This is a genomic window from Magnetofaba australis IT-1, from assembly GCF_002109495.1.
GTDB classification, from domain to species: domain Bacteria; phylum Pseudomonadota; class Magnetococcia; order Magnetococcales; family Magnetococcaceae; genus Magnetofaba; species Magnetofaba australis.
Map to the genome: position 1 here is coordinate 1101387 of NZ_LVJN01000020.1, position 19770 is coordinate 1121156.

The 19770-nt window shown below is 61.3% G+C and carries 12 protein-coding genes; 7 read left to right on the forward strand and 5 right to left on the reverse strand.

Annotated features, from left to right (window positions below):
• Positions 1 to 64: 64 nt before the first annotated feature.
• Positions 65 to 1177, reverse strand: a complete 1113-nt coding sequence (rfbG, locus tag MAIT1_RS17015) for a CDP-glucose 4,6-dehydratase (RefSeq protein WP_085444743.1) — start codon at positions 1175 to 1177, stop codon at positions 65 to 67.
• Positions 1178 to 1496: 319 nt separating this feature from the next.
• On the opposite strand from rfbG, the gene MAIT1_RS17020 reads away from it, so the two are divergent.
• On the forward strand, positions 1497 to 3941 hold the full coding sequence (locus MAIT1_RS17020; RefSeq protein WP_143814896.1) for a YfhO family protein: 2445 nt from the start codon (positions 1497 to 1499) through the stop codon (positions 3939 to 3941).
• Between the two features lie 2 nt (positions 3942 to 3943).
• Here MAIT1_RS17020 and ngg read toward each other — a convergent pair whose 3' ends face one another.
• Both ngg and MAIT1_RS17030 read right to left on the reverse strand, forming a co-directional pair.
• Positions 3944 to 5704 carry an N-acetylglutaminylglutamine synthetase gene (ngg, locus tag MAIT1_RS17025; RefSeq protein ID WP_085444745.1) on the reverse strand — a complete coding sequence of 587 codons (1761 nt, stop codon included), beginning with the start codon at positions 5702 to 5704 and terminating at the stop codon, positions 3944 to 3946.
• A 73-nt stretch (positions 5705 to 5777) separates the two neighbouring features.
• A complete protein-coding gene (locus MAIT1_RS17030) occupies positions 5778 to 7553 on the reverse strand; it encodes an N-acetylglutaminylglutamine amidotransferase (RefSeq protein ID WP_085444746.1) in 1776 nt (591 codons plus the stop codon).
• 268 nt (positions 7554 to 7821) lie between these two features.
• On the opposite strand from MAIT1_RS17030, the gene MAIT1_RS17035 reads away from it, so the two are divergent.
• The 3 genes from MAIT1_RS17035 to MAIT1_RS21615 all read left to right on the forward strand — a co-directional run bounded on the left by MAIT1_RS17035 (position 7822) and on the right by MAIT1_RS21615 (position 10874).
• On the forward strand, positions 7822 to 8856 hold the full coding sequence (locus MAIT1_RS17035; protein WP_241893497.1) for an osmoprotectant NAGGN system M42 family peptidase: 1035 nt from the start codon (positions 7822 to 7824) through the stop codon (positions 8854 to 8856).
• A gap of 431 nt (positions 8857 to 9287) precedes the next feature.
• On the forward strand, positions 9288 to 9638 hold the full coding sequence (locus MAIT1_RS17040) for a hypothetical protein (RefSeq protein WP_143814897.1): 351 nt from the start codon (positions 9288 to 9290) through the stop codon (positions 9636 to 9638).
• A gap of 273 nt (positions 9639 to 9911) precedes the next feature.
• On the forward strand, positions 9912 to 10874 hold the full coding sequence (locus MAIT1_RS21615; RefSeq protein WP_143814898.1) for a hypothetical protein: 963 nt from the start codon (positions 9912 to 9914) through the stop codon (positions 10872 to 10874).
• 297 nt (positions 10875 to 11171) lie between these two features.
• Here MAIT1_RS21615 and MAIT1_RS21620 read toward each other — a convergent pair whose 3' ends face one another.
• Positions 11172 to 11375, reverse strand: a complete 204-nt coding sequence (locus tag MAIT1_RS21620) for a hypothetical protein (protein ID WP_143814899.1) — start codon at positions 11373 to 11375, stop codon at positions 11172 to 11174.
• A 127-nt stretch (positions 11376 to 11502) separates the two neighbouring features.
• Positions 11503 to 12786: a Vi polysaccharide biosynthesis UDP-N-acetylglucosamine C-6 dehydrogenase TviB gene (gene tviB, locus MAIT1_RS17045; RefSeq protein WP_241893498.1), complete on the reverse strand. Its 1284-nt coding sequence runs from the start codon at positions 12784 to 12786 to the stop codon at positions 11503 to 11505.
• A 345-nt stretch (positions 12787 to 13131) separates the two neighbouring features.
• On the opposite strand from tviB, the gene amt reads away from it, so the two are divergent.
• The 3 genes from amt (at position 13132) to MAIT1_RS17060 (ending at position 19737) form a co-directional block, all read left to right on the forward strand.
• Entirely contained in the window at positions 13132 to 16878 is a 3747-nt protein-coding gene (amt, locus tag MAIT1_RS17050; RefSeq protein ID WP_158089578.1) for an ammonium transporter, read from the forward strand.
• Between the two features lie 90 nt (positions 16879 to 16968).
• Complete coding sequence (msrA, locus tag MAIT1_RS17055; RefSeq protein WP_085444749.1) at positions 16969 to 17589, forward strand: peptide-methionine (S)-S-oxide reductase MsrA; 621 nt, start codon at positions 16969 to 16971, stop codon at positions 17587 to 17589.
• Between the two features lie 267 nt (positions 17590 to 17856).
• Positions 17857 to 19737: an SLC13 family permease gene (locus MAIT1_RS17060; protein ID WP_085446201.1), complete on the forward strand. Its 1881-nt coding sequence runs from the start codon at positions 17857 to 17859 to the stop codon at positions 19735 to 19737.
• Positions 19738 to 19770 lie beyond the last annotated feature (33 nt).

Consider the following 19770-nt stretch of genomic DNA (forward strand, 5'->3'; position numbering starts at 1 on the left):
TCACTTGTGTGGCGAGAAGGGATGAACACAGGGTAAACGGCGCGCCGGTCGGGCGCAAGCGGGGTTACGCCTCACCGCCATCCTCCCTATGGGGCGCACAGTGTTGGGCGTAGAGTTCGATCTGTTCCAAGGAGAAGGCGCGCATGTCCGCCTCCTCGTCGGTGGCCCAGGCGCGATACCACGCCATGGTGGCCTCAATGGACTCGGGGATGGAGAAGGCCGGACGCCAATGCAGCAGCGATTGCGCTTTGGTGCTGTCCAATCCCAGGCGCGGATTCTCATGGGGGTGCGGCCCTGCGGAGAAGGCGACGTCGATGGGGCTCTCCCAGTGGGGACGCGCCTCGGCCATCACTTTCTCCACGGTCCAGGCGTGCTCCGGGCCAGGCCCCATGTTCCAGCCGCAATCCCAGCCGCCGTTGGGGTCGTTATAGAGTTTCTCCGCCAGCAGCAGATAGCCGCGATTGGCGTCCAGCACATGCTGCCAGGGGCGGATGGCGTTGGGGCTGCGGATCTCCAGTTGCGCGCCTGCGACAGCGGCGCGGATCAGGTCCGGCAGCAGGCGGTCCTCGGACCAATCGCCGCCGCCGATGATGTTGCCCGCCCGCGCCGAGGCGATGGCGGCGCTCTGGTCGACGTAGCTGTCGCGCCAGGAGGAGACCACCAGTTCCGCGCAGCCCTTGGACGCGCTATAGGGGTCGTGGCCGCCCATGGGGTCGGTTTCGCGATGGCCCCAAATCTCACTGGAGGGGGCGTAGCATTTATCTGAGGTGATGATCACCGCAGCGCCCAGGCTGGGGGTTTGCCGCAGCGCCTCCATGAAGTGCACCGTACCCATCACATTGCTGGCGAAGGTCTCCACCGGCTGGCGATAGGAGCGCCGCACCAGCGGCTGTGCGGCCATGTGGATGGCGATTTCCGGCGCCGCTTCGCGCATGGCGTTGATCAGAGCGGGGCCGTCGGTAATGTCGGCGATGTGGGAGCGTTCGATGAGCTCGCCCAGACCGGTGAGGTCGTAGAGGTTGGGTTCGGTCTCCGGCTCCAGGGCGTAACCGACGACGCGGGCGCCCAGATGGTGCAGCCACAGCGCCATCCAGCCGCCGACAAAACCGGTGTGGCCGGTGAGAAAAACCCGTTTTCCGCGCCAGAACTCCGGGTGGGGCAGGGGGTGCGCAAACATGCCATTTGGCCTCATTGATATTCCGGGAGAGCGGTTTTCCAAAGAATGTCGCACTCGTCATTGTGAACGCAAGGGGCGGCGGTAAGCGCAAGCGCTTCGGAATGCGCGCAATCCGACTCTGTGGAGGGTTGGCGAAACCGCCAAAGCATCGGCGTTATGGCGCTGGGCGAAGTGGACGCAGGAAATCCGCTATGGGATACTTCGGCGACGTGTTTACGCTGTTTGAGGTCTCTGTTTTCAGTCCGGGAGGACGTTGCGCGGTCTCTCTTTGCGCGTGGTTTGGCCGCGCTCCACCTATTTTTATCTGATTGCCATGACGATGACTGAGCCTGTAGAGACCTATGCGGCCGCCGCTTCGGCAGGAGGCGAGTCGCGCATCAGATCTGTGTTGTTAACGGCGATTCCTTTGCTGCTGTTGGCGGCGATTTACGCGCTGTTCTACCCGCAGGATTTTTTCCCCGCCCATGATACGCAACTGGCGCTGGCTAATTTTCATTATACCTACAGCCATTTGCTCTATTACGGCGAGTGGCCGCTGTGGATGCCCTATGGCGTGTATGGCGTCAAACTGATTCAGATGATGCACCCGTTCGCCATCCTCACTGCTTGGGTAGGAGCGGCGTTGGGCGTCGCCAATGTGCTGTTGATGTTTAAAATCTCCCTGTTCCTGGGGCAGGCCGTGTTCGTCATGGGGGCGATGTTAATGACGCGCCGCCTGGTGAACGATGTGCGCGTCACCACTCTGGTCGGCGTCTATGCAGCGTCCATGGTGGTGTGGCACTGGCAGATCAATTTCGCCTATTTTCTGCTCTATCTGACGCCAATTCTGCTCTATTTTCTGCTGCGACTGGCGGATTCGGGGCAACTGCGCTGGTTCTATCTGTTCAGTTTGACGTTTCTGAGCGCGGTGCTCTCGTGGGGCTACCTCTATGTGATGGTGGCGGTGTGCAGCCTGGTCTGGGGGCTGGCGCTGCTGCCTGTGGGCGGTCGGCGGCTATGGGCGCGGCTGCGTCGCTTCACTCTGTGGGACGCTCTGGCTTTGCTGGGGCTGGTCGGCGTCGTCGTGGTGATTCTCAAGTTGGCGCAACACGGCATCGCAGAGATGGCGTTCATGACCGATGACCGCGAGCCGGGCAGCGGCCGCGTGACGCTGGACGCCTTCATGACCTTCAACGCTTTGAAACCGGGAACGGATCACATCGCGCAAATGCTGCGCGGTTTTCCGGTGAATATCGACAATCCCGCCTACTTTGGCTTGTTGCCCGCCGTGGCGTTGCTTCCTGGGCTGCTGATTAGCCCCTGGAGCGTGGTCAAACGCGCGCTGTTTCTTGCTGTTGGCGTGATCGCCGCGCTGTTCCTCAGCGGCTTGACCGCCTTTCTGGCCTATCATCTGTTGCCGCCCATCGGCGTCTATCGCCATTTGGCGCTGCTGTTGCCCATGATCTCTGCGCTGCTGCTGTTGCTGTCCGCTTATGGGATCAAGCGCATCCTCGATGGGCTGACTGATGCGCAGCGGGCGAAACAGTGGTTGGGGCTCGGCATGGCGCCGGTGGCGCTGCTGTTCTTCCTGCTGCTGTGGGACGCCGCCACGGTGGGGACCTACGCGAAGTTCGCCCATTGGGATCAACCCTATCCGGCCACATTCGAGGCGCTGCTGTTGGTTCCGTTTGGTTTTCGGCTGGTGTTGTGGTTTGGCGTGGTCTTGTTGTTTATCACAATGGTGGCCCGAGGACGGTTTGAGCGTCTGGCCCGGCGGGGGTTCTTCTGGTTGCTGGTCGCCGCCATTCTGGACGGGTTGAGCTATCAGGCGAGCATCGCCTATGAGCGCCCTCGAGTGGAGAGCGGCGCACAAGAGAGCCTCTCGCTGCTCGCCGCCGCTCCGCCTGCATTTGCTGCGGTGCGTCAAGAGGCGCTGGGCAAGGATGAGCGCTCGCAGCGCATCTGGAGCATTGTCGGCAAGAAGCAGGGCCCGGCGGTGCAATATAATGATGAGCTTTACTTTGTGCAGACCGATCTGTGCGCGCCGATTCTGAAACTGGTGAAATTTCCCCAAGCCGTCAAAGTGCTGATGGAAGCCTTGGGCGGCCAGATAAACGCCCGCGCGTACGCCACCCATGTTCCATTGGACCGTCCTGGGGCGAAAACGCTGCTGGGTTGCGGCGAATCCAAATTCCGGCTGGTGCGGCAGGGAGTTGAAACCGCGTCGCGGGCGCAGGCCATCGCGTTGACCGCCGCGGTGGCCAATCCCGCCGCTGTGGTCCCGCTGGGGGATCCCGAGCAGGCGCCGCCAAGCCAGCGGGAAGTCGCTGCGCAGAGTCTCCCGCAAGCCCTGCTGACGCAGGCGCAAGCCGCATCAGGAGAGGCAACGGTTACGGGCTCCGTTCATATGGCAGCGGCGACCGGAGGCGCGTTTACCTTGAATATCCGCGTGGAGGAGGCGGAGCCGGTGTGGCTGGTGGCGGCGGAGTCCTACTTCCCGGGGTGGCGCGCGACCATCGGCGGCGAAGAGGCGCCGATGCGGATCGCCTACGGCGCCTTTATGGCGGTGCGGGTTCCTCCAGGCGCGCATGAGGTGACCATGACCTATGGCGCAGGCCCGGTAAAATGGATGAACGATCTGGTCAGTGTGCTGGGGGCGGGCGTTGCGCTGCTGCTATTGGCGTTGTGCGCCGGCTTGCTGACGCGGCGGGAGCCTGCTTGCGCCCCGGCCTCCGACCCTGTGGACGCCAGCGCGGCGGCGCAAGCGCCTGTGGCTTCCAGTTGAGATTACGGCGCGTGGCGCGGCTCCATGGGCTGCGCCTTGGTCTGCGGAAACAGCAGATCGATGAAGCGTTCGGCGGTGGGTTGCGGCTCATGGTTGGCCAGCCCCGGGCGCTCGTTGGCTTCAATGATCACATACTCTGATTCGGCAGGGTCGGGGACCAGAAAGTCCAGCCCCACCACCGGCATGCGCAGGGTCATGGCGGCGCGCACCGCGGCATCGGCCAGCACCGGGTGCAACTGCGGCGTCACATCGTGAATCTCGCCGCCGGTGTGCAGGTTGGCGGTTTTGCGCACGGTCAGCTCCTGCCCCGAGGGCGGAATGCTGTCCATCTGGAATCCCGCCTGCATCACACAGCGTTCGGTCTCGCCGTCGATGGGAATGCGGCTTTCGCCTGCGGTGGCGGAGGCGCGTCGGCGGCTCTGCGCTTCGATCAGATCGACGATGCTGCTGTAGCCGTCGCCGCGAATGGTGGGCGGGGTGCGCACCGCCGCCGCCACCACCTCATAGTTGATGACGATGATGCGCAGATCCTTGCCCGGAATGTAGGGCTCCAGGATCACCTGATCACACTCGGCGCGGGCGCGCTCGATGGCGTCATCCAGCTCGGCGGTTTCGCGCACGTCCACGCTGATGCCGCGCCCCTGTTCGCCGCGTGCGGGCTTGACCACCACCCGTTGATGCTGGGCGAGGAATTGATGGTTGGCGCCGTCGTCGCCGCACTCTATCTGCGTGGGAACCCGTAGGCCGGTCTGGCGCAGCAGGCGTTGGGTCAGCGCCTTGTCATCGCTCACGGTCATGGCCAGGGAGCTGGTCAATTCGGTCAGCGACTCCCGGCACAGCACCTCGCGTCCGCCCCAGTGCAGGGTAAACAGCTCCTTGTGGGCGTCCACCACCTCCACCGCGATGCCGCGTCGGCGCGCCTCGTCGATGATGATGCGCGAGTAGATGGAGAGGTTGGCGGCGGGGTCCGGGCCGGTGAACAGCGGCTCGTTGATGGGGTTGCGATTCTTCAGGCAGTAGACCGGGATCTGGCGGAAGCCGAGCTTTTGATAGAGCTTGATGGCGGCGATGTTGTCGTGCAGCACAGAGAGATCCATGAACGCGCGGCCGGTGCGGCGGAAGTGTTCGGCCAAGCGTCGGGTGAGCGCTTCGCCCACGCCGCGAATGCTGGTTTTCAGATCCACGCACAGCGCCCACAGGGACGAGCCGTTGTCGGGGTCGTTGAAGGCGTGGCGATGGTCCACCCCCACCACCACACCGACGATACGGTGGCTGATGAGATCCTCGGCCACCAGATAGAGCGGGCTCTCCACCGGGTTCTCCGACGGCGTAAAACCCAAGCGCGGCGGCACCATGTGGCGGGCGATGTAGAGATCGCGCACCGCTTTCATTTCGCGCGCGCGCACCGGACGCACCGCCAGATTGTGCGGATGCGAGGCCGATGTGTCGAACGACTCCAGCGGCAGGCGGAAGGTGTGCGAGGGGTCCAGGAACAGCTCCTGGGGGAATTTGGACAACGCCACATGGGGGTTGCGCAGGTAGAGCGCGATGTGCCGCTCGCCCGGATCCTCCGAGCGCATGGAGTCGGCCAGTGCGTCGTGACGGGTGAAGGTCTGGCCGAACACCAGCTTGCCCCAGCCGCAATCCATGAAGGCGTTGGGCTTCATCACCGAGGCGTCGGCGTCCAGCGGATCGCCCCAGCTTTTGAGCGAGGTCATCTCGGTTTGGATCACCAGATCCTGTTCGTTCTTTGGTTCGCTCATAACGCCGCTCCTTGAGGGGACGGGGCTGATTTGCGTCGGGCTGCGGCTGGGCCGGATGGAGAGAGTGTCCGGCTCAGGCGGCTTCCTGCTCGCGCAGCCAGAACTCCAGCAGCGCCAGTTGCCACAGTTTGGAGCCGCGCAGCGGGGTGATGTGATCGTGCGGCGCAGCCAACAGCGTCTCCACGTAGGCCGGGTCGAACAGCTCCCGCTGGCGCGCGGTCTGGTCGGTCAGCACGCCGCGCACCCGCTCCAGAGTCTCCCCTTGCAGATATTTCAGCATCGGCACCGGGAAGTAGCCTTTGGGACGGTCGATCACCTCATGGGGAATCACCCGCCGCGCCGCCTCCTTGAGCACGTACTTGCCGCCGTTGTCGATTTTGAAGCGCGGTGGAATGCGCGCGGCCAGCTCCACCACTTCGTGGTCCAGGAACGGCACCCGCGCCTCCAGGCCCCACGCCATGGTCATGTTGTCCACCCGTTTGACCGGGTCATCGGTGAGCATCACGGTGGCGTCGATTTTGAGCGCGCGGTTGGCCGGGTCGGCCTTGGGGTCCTGGGCGAAGCGGGCGGTGACGAACTGGGTGCTGTAGTCGTCGCCCACCAGGCGCGGGTGCATGATGCGGCTGTACTCATCATGGTCGCGGTCGAAGAAGGCGCGGCTGTAGTCGGCCACCGGGTTTTGACTGCCCAACATGGGCGGGTACCAGTGGTAGCCGCCGAATACCTCGTCGGCGCCCTGGCCGCTCTGCACCACCTTGATCTGCTTGGCCACTTCGCGACTGAGCAGATAGAAGCCGATGTTGTCATGACTGACCATGGGTTCGGACTGGGCGGCGATGGTGGGGCCGAGCCATTTGAGCAGATTGTGGCCATCCACGGTGATCTTGTGGTGGCGGGTGTCAAAGCGTTGGGCGACGATGTCGGAGTACTCAAACTCGTTGCCCGATTCGCCGCCCGCATCCTCAAAGCCGATGGAGAAGGTGGCCAGATCCTGTTGCCCGGCTTCGCGCAGCAGTCCGGCCATGAGGCTGGAATCCAACCCGCCGGAGAGCAGCAGCCCCACCGGCACGTCGGCCACCAGACGCCGTTTGACCGCCCGGCGCAGCACGTCCAGGGTCATCTCCTGCCACTCTGCGAAGCTGCGTCCAGCGTCGGCGGGATCCTCGGGGAAGCTCAAGCGCCAGTAGGTGGTGTCGCTCTGCGAGCCGTCGCGGTCGATCACCCACAGGGTGGCGGGGGGCAGTTTGCGCACCCCTTTGAACAGGGTTAGCGGCGCAGGCACTACGCTGTGGAAGGTCATGTAGTGGTGCAGCGCTTCGGGATCCAGTTCGGTATCCACGCCGCCCGCCGCCAGCAGGGCGGGGAGGGTGGAGGCGAAGCGCAGCTGGCTGCCCTGGCGCGCCACGTAGAGCGGCTTGATGCCGAGGCGATCGCGGCCCAGGATCACCCGTCCGCTGGCGTGTTCGTGGATGGCGAAGGCGAACATGCCGTTGAAACGCTCCACGCAGGCCAAGCCCCAGCGGTGATAGCTCTTGAGGATCACCTCGGTGTCGCTGTGGGAGCGGAAGCTGTAACCATGCTCTTCCAGCTCGGCGCGCAACTCCTTGTGATTATAGATGCAGCCGTTGAACACCAGGCTCATGCCCAGGGCGTCGTCCACCATGGGTTGGGCGCCGGCGTCGGTCAGGTCAATGACGCGCAGGCGACGGTGCCCCAGGGCGACGTGGTTCTTTTGGTAGCTGCCTTCGGCGTCGGGGCCGCGCGGGGCCAGACGCGCTTTCATCGCCTCAATGGGGGCCAGATCCGGCGCCGCGCCGGAGAAGTCGACAATGCCGCAGAGTCCGCACATGGAGTTGGCTCGATCTGTTCAGAGTGGGTGGTGGGGGCGTCAAGACAAGAATATCAATTAGAAAGTGGTTCCAACTCTAACAGGTCTGTGTCTGTGGTCAAGTCGACTGGGTGAATTTTCCAAATCCTGGGTCAGAAACCGTTGGTCACAGGCGCCCGTTTCCCGCATGATGGAAGACTGTAAGAGTTGGAACCGCATATTGACGCCACGATTAAGCCGGAGAGAAGCCCTGAACGCTCAAGACGCTCCCATTGAACGCGATTACCTATTGGAACAGCTCCAGGAACTGCTGCGCATTCCATCCCCCAGCGGCTACACCGATCAGGTGGTGACCTATGTGAAGTCGCAGTTGGATGAACTGGGTCTGGAGGTGGAGTTGACCCGGCGCGGCGCCATTCGCGCGGTGCTGCGTGGACGTGATGAGACGATTCAACGGGCGGTGGTGGGGCATCTGGACACCCTGGGCTGCATCGTCAAGTCCCTCAAGGAGAATGGCCGCATTGAGTTGCTGCCCATCGGCTTCTGGTCGGCGCGATTTGCCGAGGGGGCGCGGGTGACGTTGTTGGCGGACACCGGGCGCAGCTATCGCGGGACCATTGTGCCGCTGAAGGCGTCCGGGCACGTCTATAATGAAGAGATCGACCAGATGCCGGTGGGGTGGGGCTATGTGGAGCTGCGCTTGGACGAGCGGGTGCACTCTCCGGGCGACCTGATGGCGTTGGGCATTCATGTGGGCGATCACGTGGCGGTGGACAGCGCGCCGGAGATAACCGACAGCGGCTATATCTGCGCTCGTCACTTGGATGATAAGGCGGCGGTGGCGGCGATGTTGACGGCGGCGCGTGCGGTGGCGCAGAGCGGGCGCAAGCCGCCCACCACCATCTATTTATTGTTCACCATCTCCGAAGAGGTGGGGGTGGGGGCCAGCCATGTGTTGCATGGCGACGCTTCTGAGCTGGTGAGCGTGGACAACGGCACCATGGCGCCGGGGCAGAACACCTGCGAGTTTGGCGTCACCATCGCCATGATGGATTCATCCGGCCCGTTCGACTATCACCTGTCGCGGCATATGGCGACGTTGTGCCGGGAGTTCGCCATTGAGCACAGTCGCGACGTGTTTCGCTACTACCGGTCCGATGCGGCGGCGGCGTTGGAGGCGGGCAACGACATTCGCACGGCGCTGGTCTGTTTTGGACTGGATGCTTCTCACGGGCATGAGCGGGTGCATGCGGATTCGTTGGCGGCGTTGGCGAAGTTGCTCTATGCGTACATCACCACGCCGCCGGCCAAGCCGCTGACGTAGAAGAGCCGAGCCAGCAAGGACGAAAAGGTGGACGCCGACTGGTCGGCGTCGGGGTCTGGGGGCCGCTGCCCCCAGCGGGTGTGGGCAGCGCCCACGGTGTGGCCGTGGTTGTAGTCTTTTGCCGTTTCCCCTAGCAGATAGGTCGAGCCAGCAAGCAGTTGGGAAAGAAGCGGAGAGCGTAAAGCCAGCACAGAGGGAAAACGGGAAACGGCAGTGAGCAGGCCTGAAGGGCCGTCGCCCGTAGGGCGGCGAATGTCTTGAGGCTTAATGTCAGGGAAAGTCAAAAAGTGTTTGTAGGAAAGAGTTTAATTAGGTGCGTATTGCCGGAATTCCCCCAATTAAGTGACTGTCCCCGGAATTCCCTCCGGCGGATCAATTTTCAGCAGCAGTGGCGGGGCCATTTGTGGCAGGGGCGATTTGCCTCGACGCCGATGGATGCAGCGCACACGTTGCAAGCGATCCGATATGTTGAGCTGAACCCAATGCGCGCGAAAATGGTTGAGTGGGCGGGGGATTATCCCTGGAGCAGCGCCGCAGGGCATTTGGGTTTGCGCGACGATGCCATGTTGTCAATAACTCAGGATGTGGCTAGCATCGACGAGTGGGCGAGGTTTTTGGCGGAGGGGGTGAGTGATGAGACAGCGGAGAAGTTACGGCTGCATGAACGGACGGGAAGACCTTTGGGCGATGCAGGGTTTGTGGCGCATCTGGAGCGCTTGACGGGACGCAAACTGGCCCGCGCCAAGCCTGGCCCGAAACCCAAAGAAGGCACAAATGGATAGAGACAAGACAAAATCCCGGGAATTAAGTGAGTGTCCCCGGAATTCCGTACCCGGAATTCCGTTTAAAGTTTTCCTCAGTTGGAGCGGTGAGCGCAGCAAGGCGTTGGTGTTGTATTGCGTGGTTGGTTGCCAATGGTTCTACAGTATGTTGAAGCTTGGCTTTCAGAAAAAGACATATCAGCTGGCGAGCGATGTGCTCATGCCATCGCTGGGAAGGCCATTGTGAAGAAACCACATAATCATTGTTAGATCCAAAACAAACAGGAAAAAGCGATGGTAAACATACCAAAAGAACCAACTATTTCAGAGCTAAATAGAAAACTAAAGAGACTTGAGCTTTTGGTTATGGCTCTGGTGGCGTCAGATGGAATCGGATTTAATGATGATCCAGAAGAGATGTTTTATTTGTTTAGACGGTATTTTCGCGACAGAGAAGAGTTTCGCAACGAAAAGGATTTTTTTAGATTCTTTGAACATTTTCTGTATGATTCACGGAAAATGGGAAGTGGCTTACGGGAATTTGTTCACAACCTAGAACAAAGAGTGGGTGAAACACAAAATGACGCCAGACGTCAACACGATCTTTCTAAGGAAAGAATGCTATCTCTTTCTGATAGCATTGACAGAATTGAAGAAAGACAGAATTCAACCAACAAAGTGTTGCACAACTATCTTATTTATCAACATCTTGGCGATGTTTTGAACAGTGTAAAACTTGACCGGTTCATACCCGTTCGCGTATACCTTTCAGATGATAATGAAGCAGATGTTCGTAAAGTATCCAGTGCCATTGATAAATTACTAGGTGCATTTGGATTCGAGTTTTCCGATGATTTCCCTGCGGAGAAAGGCTCGTGGTGGAAGAAATGGTTTGCAAAATCCACAGAAGTTGCTACTCAGCCAGAAGTTACAGATAGGTTGGAAAAGATAGAACGTGCGCTGGAGTTAAAAGGGTTGCACAAGCCGCAATCTGAAGTTGACAAAGCGCAGGCAGAGGCCATCGCTGCGCTAACAGCCGCAACAAAGGATATTCCAAATGTTGCCATTCAAGCCGGGTCAATTCTGTTAGTTAAAACTACGGATGGGAATAGTGGTCCATGCCTTCAGGTAAGAACGCTATCCACGAAAGAACTGATATATCTAGAGAATAATCAGCACCTCTTGTGCAAACCAGAAACAGTTATGCAATCTCTATCTCATGGGTCGAGTCAACTTGAATTGCCGGTCACAGAGTAAACACAATCAGTTTGGGGTACAGGTGATAGTGATTCAAACGCCTCACCGATCTGGGGTCGTGCAATTTCAAATCAGTCTGTATGGGTGGGCACAGATCGGTGGAATCTGTTGACAGCCTGGATCTGTGCTTACTTCCGTGCAAAGTACCTTCAGTCACTGCATATCAATGAGTTCCGAGTGAGCGCAGTGCCCCTCGCTATGGCGAAGCTCTGGACACCCCATTGCTCAGAGGAGGCAGCTAACCAATCGGTGTCCTGGGGGAATTCCGGGGACTGGGGGAATTCCGGGGACAGTCACTTAATTAAACAGCTTTCCTGTAAACGCTTTTAAGCTTTCCTGGGTTTCAAGCCCGACTGCATTCGCCGCCCTGCGGGCGACGGCGCTGCGCGCCTGCTCACTGCCGTTTCCCCGACGGCCTCCTTGCAGGCTTTTTGCGCAGAGCTTGTTGCCGCGCTTTTTACTGGCTCCGAGCTTGTTCAATGGGGAAACGGCTAAAGACAAATGCCACTGCCAAACCGTGGGCGCCGCCCACACCCGCTGGGGGCAGCGGCCCCCAGACCCCGCCGCCGACTGGTCGGCGGCCAATTAGATAACGCTGGCTCGGACTCCTTCCCGCAAACACTTTTTCTCACAGTCTGGCGTCGGACTCCTCCGGGCTGAGCAGGTATTTCAAGTCATACACCACCGCATCCGGTCGGCCCAGCGCCCGAATCGCCTCCACCCCCATCTCGCGGAACTGGCTGTGCGCCACCGCCAGAATAATCGCCGCATACACGCCTTTCTTGGGCTCGGAGATCGGCGCAATCCCATACTCCTCCTGCGCCTCTTCAGCGTCCACCCACGGGTCATACACATCCACCTGCGCGCCGTAACCGTTCAGCTCGCTGATGATGTCCACCACCCGCGTGTTGCGCAGATCCGGGCAGTTCTCCTTGAAGGTGAGCCCCATCACCAGAATCGGCGAGGCCGAAACGCAGAAGCCCTTCAGCGACATCAGCTTGACCACCTGCGCAGAGACATACAGTCCCATGCCGTCATTGATGCGCCGTCCCGCCAAAATGATCTCCGGGTGGTAGCCGATCTCCTGCGCCTTGTGGGTCAGATAATAGGGGTCCACGCCGATGCAGTGACCGCCCACCAGGCCGGGACGGTAGGGGAGGAAATTCCACTTGGTGCCCGCCGCCAACAACACCTCTTCGGTGTCGATGCCCAGACGGTTGAAAATTAGCGCCAGTTCGTTGATCAGCGCAATGTTGACGTCGCGCTGAGTGTTCTCAATCACCTTGGCCGCCTCGGCCACGCGAATGCTGGAGGCCAGATGCGTCCCGGCGCGCACGATGGACCGATACAACGCATCCACTTTCTGCGCAATCTCCGGGGTGGAGCCCGAGGTGACTTTGACGATATCAGTCAGGCGGTGGGTCTTGTCGCCGGGATTGATGCGCTCGGGGGAGTACCCGGCGAAGAAGTCCACATTGAAGGTCAGCCCTGAATCGCGCTCCAGAATCGGCACGCACACCTCTTCGGTAGCGCCGGGATAGACGGTGGATTCATAGATGACGATGTCGCCGCGGCTCAACACTTTGGCGACGGATTCTGACGATTTGATCAGCGGCGTCAGGTCTGGGCGCTTATTGTCATCGATGGGGGTGGGCACGGCGACCACAAAGATGTTGCACGCGCGCAGCTCTTCAATGGTGTCGGAGTAGGTCAAGCGTGTGGCGCTGGCCAGCTCCTCGGCGGAGCACTCGCGGGTGCTGTCGGCGCCTGCGCGCAACTCGGCCACCCGCGCGGATTTGACGTCAAAGCCGACGGTGTCGAATTTTTCCCCAAACGCCACCGCCAGCGGCAAACCCACATAGCCTAAGCCAATGACTCCGATGCGCGCGTTCTGTGTCAAATCGCCGTTCACCCGCTGCTCCTTGCGCTGACGCCCCGTTTTTGGAGCGTATTGTCAGGATTTGTCCATCCAATCACTATAGCCGATCCAATCCTTAGGGCGCACGGGACGGCGGCAAAACCCTGTTTTGGATTCTGTGTTGGCGCGCCAACGCACAAAAAACGCCCTGATTCGCCATGAAATGATGAAAAATAGATCATAAAGATTAATATATAACCGCTCTGCATTATGGCGCAGGGGGTGGTGTCAAATGCGCTTTCCCATGTAAAATCAGCTTTGTATCCAGTTTGTCACGGCTGGTGTGGGACTTGCTCTTGCGCAGTCGGGGGGACAGACCAGACGCCTTGGGATATATCGATGGATCAAAAATCTTTGCTCGACATCCTCTGGATTACCCTGTCCGCCAGTTTGGTGCTGCTGATGCAGGCCGGTTTCCTCTGTTTGGAGACAGGCCTCACACGCTCAAAGAACAGCATCAACGTCGCCATGAAGAACGCCATGGACTTCTCAGTCTCATTGGTGGCGTTCCTCGCGGTGGGCTACGGCCTGATGTTCGGACCCAGCGCCAGCGGCTGGCTCAGCTCCGTACACTTCTTCTGGCTCGGCGACGAATCCCCGCGCACACTGATCTTCTTCCTGTTCCAAGCCATGTTCTGCTCCACTGCGGTGACCATCGTATCCGGGGCCGTAGCGGAACGCCTGGACTTCAAAGCCTATGTACTGATCAGCGCCATCATCGCCATGACCATCTACCCGGTGTTCGGCCACTGGGCCTGGGGCGGGTTGGATGGCGAGGCGCTGACCGGCTGGCTGGGTAAACTGGGATTTGTGGACTGGGCCGGCTCCACCGTGGTGCACTCGGTGGGCGGCTGGTTCTCCCTGGCGCTGCTGCTGGTGGTGGGGGCGCGCATCGATCGCTTCAACGAAGACGGCTCCATCAACCCGGTCACCGGCTCCAACCTGCCGTTGACGGCTCTAGGGGCGTTGATCCTCTGGTTCGGCTGGATCGGCTTTAATGGCGGCTCCACCCTGGCGCTGGATGAGCGTATTCCCGGCATTGTGGTGAATACCTGTTTGGGCGCGGCGGGCGGCGGCGTGGCTGGACTGGCCTGGGCGCGCATGTTCGATGGCTCTGCCTCCTTTGTGGGGGTGGTGAATGGCGCGTTGGCCGGATTGGTGTCGGTTACCGCAGGAGCCCATGCATTTGACGCCTCCAGCGCGCTGCTGGTGGGGGCTATCGGCGGACCGATCTCCTGGCTTTTGGAGCATGCGCTGCTGCGTTTGCGCATTGATGACGCCGTCGGCGCGGTGCCGGTGCATCTGGGTGGCGGCGTGTGGGGCACGCTGGCGGTGGCGCTGTGGGGCAACGCCGAGGCGCTGGGAACGGGTCTGTCGCGCCTGGAACAGATGAAAGCGCAACTCACCGGCGTGGGCGCGGCCTTCGCTATCGCCTTTGTCGGTCCGCTGATCCTGTTGTGGTTGCTCAACAAAATCATGCCGCTGCGGGTGCCGCCCGAGCATGAGCGCATGGGGCTGAATATCTCCGAGCATGGCGCGCGCACCGAGCTGGGCGACTTTATCGGCCACTTGCAAAATCAGGAGCAGAGCGGCGATACCGCCCTGCGCGCGCCAGTGGACCCGTTTAGCGAAGTGGGGCTCATCGCCCATCGCTACAACCGCGTGATGGACGCCCTGGAAGAGGCGATCTATAAGACCCGCGCCATCGTGCGCACCGCCTCCGACGCCATCCTCACCTTTGATCCCGCCACTTGGCGGGTCACCTCGCACAACCCGATGGCCGAGAGCATGTTCGGCTACGATGCCGACGCCATGAGGGAGGTCACACTCAACGATATCGCCCGCTTTGAGAATGCGCACATGTCCGGCATGGGCGAGTGTGTGGAGGGGGTCGGCGTGCGTTCGGACGGACAGCGCTTCCCCATGGAGATCACCATGACCCGCTCGGAGGGCGGCGATACGGGTATCCTGATCGGCGCGTTCCGCGATATCAGCGCCCGCAAAGTCGCCGAAGAGGCGCTTAAAGAGAGCGAAACCCGTTTCCGCTCCCTGTTTGAAAACGCCGCGCTGGGGATGGCGCTCATCGGCGAGGATCGGCGGTTGGAGGATGTCAATGGCGCCATGACCCGCATGTTCGAGCGCGATGCGGAGGAGTTGGCTGTGTTGACGTTGGCGGATCTGGCGCACCCTGACGATGTGGAGCTGGTCGGCGCGCTGCTCGAGCAGGTGCTGGCGGGCGACAGCGGCGAGGTGACCTGCGAGGCGCGCTTTGTGTGCGCCTCCGGTTTGATGATCTGGACCCGCGTGGCGTTCAGCCCGGCGCACTTTATGGATGCCGACAAAATGCGTGCGGTGGCCATGTTCGAGGACATCACCACCCAGCGCCGCGCCCAGGAGAGCGTGCGCTTGGCGGCGGCGGTGTTTGAGGGCGCCAATGAATCGGTGGTGATCTTCAACCATCTGGGCGCGGTGGAGCAGGTCAATCAGGCGTTCTGTCGCATCACCGGTTACGCCCCGCGCGAAACCCGCGGCTTGGAGCTGAAGCATCTGCTCTCGGCCAGCTACGACCGCGATTTCTTCGAAGGGGTCAATAAGCAGTTGCGCGAACGCGATCACTGGCAGGGTGAGGTGAAGGGGCGGCGCAAGAATGGCGATCTGGCCCCCGAGTGGCTATCGCTGTCAGTGGTGCGCCAGCCCGATGGCGCGATTCAGAACATCATCGCCGTGCTCACCGACTGGACTGAGCGCAAGGAGCAGGAGGAGGCGGTGTGGCGTCACGCCAACTTCGACCAGCTCACCGAACTGCCCAATCGCCGTCTGTTCCAGGATCGTCTGACCCAGGCGCTGCAGCAGTCGCAGCGCAATCACGGCAAGGTGGGGCTGTTCTTCCTCGACCTGGACCGCTTCAAACCGATCAATGACACCCTCGGCCACCAGGCTGGCGACGAGCTGTTGCAGCTCACCGCGCGGCGTTTGGAGCGTTGCGTGCGCCACAGCGACACCGTGTCGCGTCTGGGCGGCGACGAGTTCACCATCATTGTGCAAAACGTGCACGATTCGACTCTGTTGGCGCGCATCGCCGATAACGCCATCAGCGCATTGGATCGCACCTTCGAGCTGGAGGCGGGGCAGGCCAACATCTCCACCAGTATCGGCATCGCTGTCTATCCCGACGATGCGCGCAACGCCGACGAGCTGCTGCGCGCCGCCGACGCCGCCCTCTATCAAGCCAAAGAGAGCGGACGCAACAATAAGCAATTCTTCACCGAATCCCTCAACAGCCGCATTCGCGAGCGCGCCGAACTGGAGCGCGGGCTGCGTCTGGCGCTGGAGAACCATGAGCTGTTTTTGCAGTATCAGCCGCAGGTGGATATCGCCAGCGGCGCGTTGGTGGGGGCCGAGGCGCTGGTGCGCTGGCGTCGCGCCGACGGCTCGGTGGTGCCGCCGGACCGCTTTATCCCCCTGGCCGAGGAGACCGGTCTTATCCTACCGTTGGGCGAAGAGGTGGCGCGCATGGCCAGCGCGCAGATTCGCGCCTGGAGCGATGCAGGCTTCACCGCGCCGCCCATCAGCATCAACGCCTCGGCGCGCCAGTTCAATCTGGAGGGCGGCGGTCTGGCGGAGATGCTGCGCGTGGTCTGCGGCGAGGTGGGGATTGAGCCCAAGCGGCTGGTGGTGGAGATCACCGAAAACAGCCTCATGGCCGATCCCGCCAACAGCGGCAATCTGCTGCAGTCGCTGCGCAATCTGGGGGTGGATATCGAGCTGGATGACTTCGGCACTGGGTATTCGTCATTGGCGCGTCTGAACCGCTTGCAGATTCAAGCGCTCAAGCTGGACCGCAGCTTCCTGGCCGGTCTGCCGGAGAACAGTCAGAACCGCGCCATGGTCACCGCCGTGGTCAATATGGCTCTGGGCATGGGGCTGGGGGTGGTGGCCGAAGGGGTGGAGACCGACGCGCAGATGGATTTTCTAGCCGATCTGAAGTGCCATCGGGCGCAAGGGTATGGGGTGGCCAGGCCGTTGGATCCAGAGGCTTTTGTCGCCTTTGCCGAGGCTCGTGTGGGGCGTTTGCAGATCGCCTGAATCTCCTGCGCTGCGCAACCTTTGGTTGTGGCGTCGGTCTGACCCCATAACTGTGCGCAGTGACGCGTACAGGTGAGCGGGAGTCGGGCCATGAAGAGTGATCGAGGCGTGCGCTGGTTGGCGTTGGGAGCGCTGTTTGTTGCGCTGTGGTGTGGTTCGGCGCAGGCGGCGGGTAAAGAGGCGACAGCCACTTTTGGCGGCGGCTGTTTCTGGTGCCTGGAGCAGGCCATGGACAAGCTGCCCGGGGTGCTCTCCACCGCTTCCGGGTTCATGGGCGGGCATGTGGCCGACCCCTCATACAAGCAGGTCTCCGCAGGCGGCACCGGCCATGTGGAGGTGGTGCAGGTGCGCTATGACCCTACCCAACTTACCTACTATGCGCTGCTTAACCACTACTGGCGCAATATCGACCCGCTGCAAGCCAATGGTCAGTTCTGCGACCACGGCCCCACCTACCGCAGCGTGATCTTCACCCACACTCCCGAGCAGGAGCGTGAGGCCAAGAAGTCGCGCATGGCGCTGGAGGATGACAAGCCGTTCCCCGGCGAAATCGTCACCCAGATTCTCCCTGCCGGGCCGTTCTATCCGGCGGAAGAGTATCATCAGGACTACTACCAAAAGAATCCCATTCGCTACAATTACTACAAGTTCCGCTGTGGCCGCGCGCAACGCCTGGAAACCCTTTGGGGCAAAGAGAATCTCGCCCACTGAGATGTTCGCAGGAGCGAACGCCCTGCACGCTAAAGTTAACAAGATGGCTTGACTATTAGGAAAAGCTGATTATCCTGTGTGGATTTTGGCTGTTAGCGTTTGTGCGTTTTTGCCAATACCCGACGTTTCCTGACGAAATTTCGGAATGCGCGCAAACTTCTACCAACCTCACCGCCACAGGAGGCCGCTTTGGAGTCGTCGACCCCATCCCGTTTTATCAATAGTAAAACCATCGCCGGAGTCATTTTCTTCATCGCCGCTCTGCTGATGGCGACCGTCACCCCCAACGTGGAAGTGGCCTGGGTGATGGGTTTCCTGTTCTTCACCATCTACCTGTTCGCCTTTGAGGTGGTGGATGTGGACGTGGCCGCCGTCACAGTGATGGTGCTGTTGGGCCTCAGTTCGTTGCTGGCCCCGATCATGGGCCTTAAAGCGGGGTTGGTGGACACTCAGAAGCTGTTCGTCGGCTTCTCCAGTAACGCGGTGATCTCCATCATCGCGGTGATGATCATCGGCGCGGGTCTGGACAAGACTGGCTTGATGAGCAAGGTGGCCGGTTTCATCCTCAAAGTGGGCGGAACCACCGAGACGCGCATCATTCCCATCATCTCCGGCACCGTGGGCATCATCTCCAGCTTCATGCAGAACGTGGGCGCCGCCGCCCTGTTCCTACCGGTGGTCAGCCGCATCTCCGCGCGCACCGGTCTGCCCATGTCGCGTCTGCTCATGCCCATGGGCTTCTGCGCCATCCTTGGCGGCACCGTCACCATGGTCGGCTCCAGCCCGCTGATTCTGCTCAACGACCTGATGCTCACCTCCAACGCCGCGTTGCCCCCCGAGCAGCAGATGAAAACCTGGTCGCTGTTCTCGGTGACCCCGGTGGGTCTGGTGCTGGTCAGCGTCGGCATCCTCTACTTCATCATCGCCGGACGCTTCGTGCTGCCGGTGACCAAGACCAGCGGCGGCGCGCCCGACAATGTGATGGACTACTTCCGTCGCATCTACGGCCTGGACTACGTGCTTAACGAAGTGGTGGTGCCCTCGGGCAGCAGCGTGATCGGCAAGACTCTTGATGAAGTCGAACATGACTACGGCGTGCGCGTGATCGCCGCCAGCCGTTCGGCCAACGAGGTGCTGATCGGCCCCAACGCGCTGGATCGCGACACCCAGATTCAAGCCGGTTTCGTGCTCGGCGTGCTGGCCAACCAGGATAAGCTCTCCAACTTTGCCGAGAAGTATAATCTGAATGTGCGTAAGGACCTGGAGACCTTCACCGAGTCCCTGGCGCCGACCAAAGTGGGCATCGCCGAATTGGTTATCCCCCCCGGCTCCACCCTGATTGGCAAAAGCGCCCGCGACGTGTGGATGCGTAAGACCTACGGCGTCTCCATGGTGGGCCTGCACCGTCAGGGCGCAACCCTGGGCGAAGGCGAGGGGATTCGCGCCATGCCGCTGGCGGCGGGCGACACCCTGGTGGTGCACACCGCTTGGGATGTGCTGTCGCGTTTGGAGAAGGACCGCAACTTCGTGGTGGTGACCACCGAGTATCCCCATGAGGAGCTGCGTCCGCAGAAGGTGACCTGGGCGCTGACCTTCTTTGGCATCGCCCTGTTCATGGTGTTGTTCACCGATCTGCGTCTGTCGGTGGCGCTGCTCACCGGCGCCATGGGCATGGTGCTCTCCGGCGTGCTCAAGATCGAAGAGGCCTACGAGGCGGTGAGCTGGAAGACGGTGTTCCTGCTGGCCAGCCTGATCCCTCTGGGCGCGGCGGTTGAGAACTCCGGCGCGGCGGCGTGGATTGCGCAGCAGGTGCTGGCCGCGCTGGGCACGCCCCCGGCGTGGGTGCTGCAGACCGCGTTGGCGATTCTGGCCACCTTCTTCACCCTGGTGATGTCCAATGTGGGCGCCACCGTGTTGTTGGTGCCGTTGGCGGTGAATATCGCCATCGCCGCCGGGGCCAACCCGGCGGTGTTTGCGCTCACCGTGGCCATCGCCACCTCCAACAGCTTCCTGATCCCCACCCACCAGGTGAACGCGCTGATCATGGGTCCTGCGGGCTACCGCGTGCCGGACTTCATCCGCGCTGGTTCGGTCATGACCATCCTGTTCCTGGTGGTGATGATCTTCATGATGAACCTGATCTTCTGATTCGCTGCAACGCGGGCGGGACCTCCTGTCCCG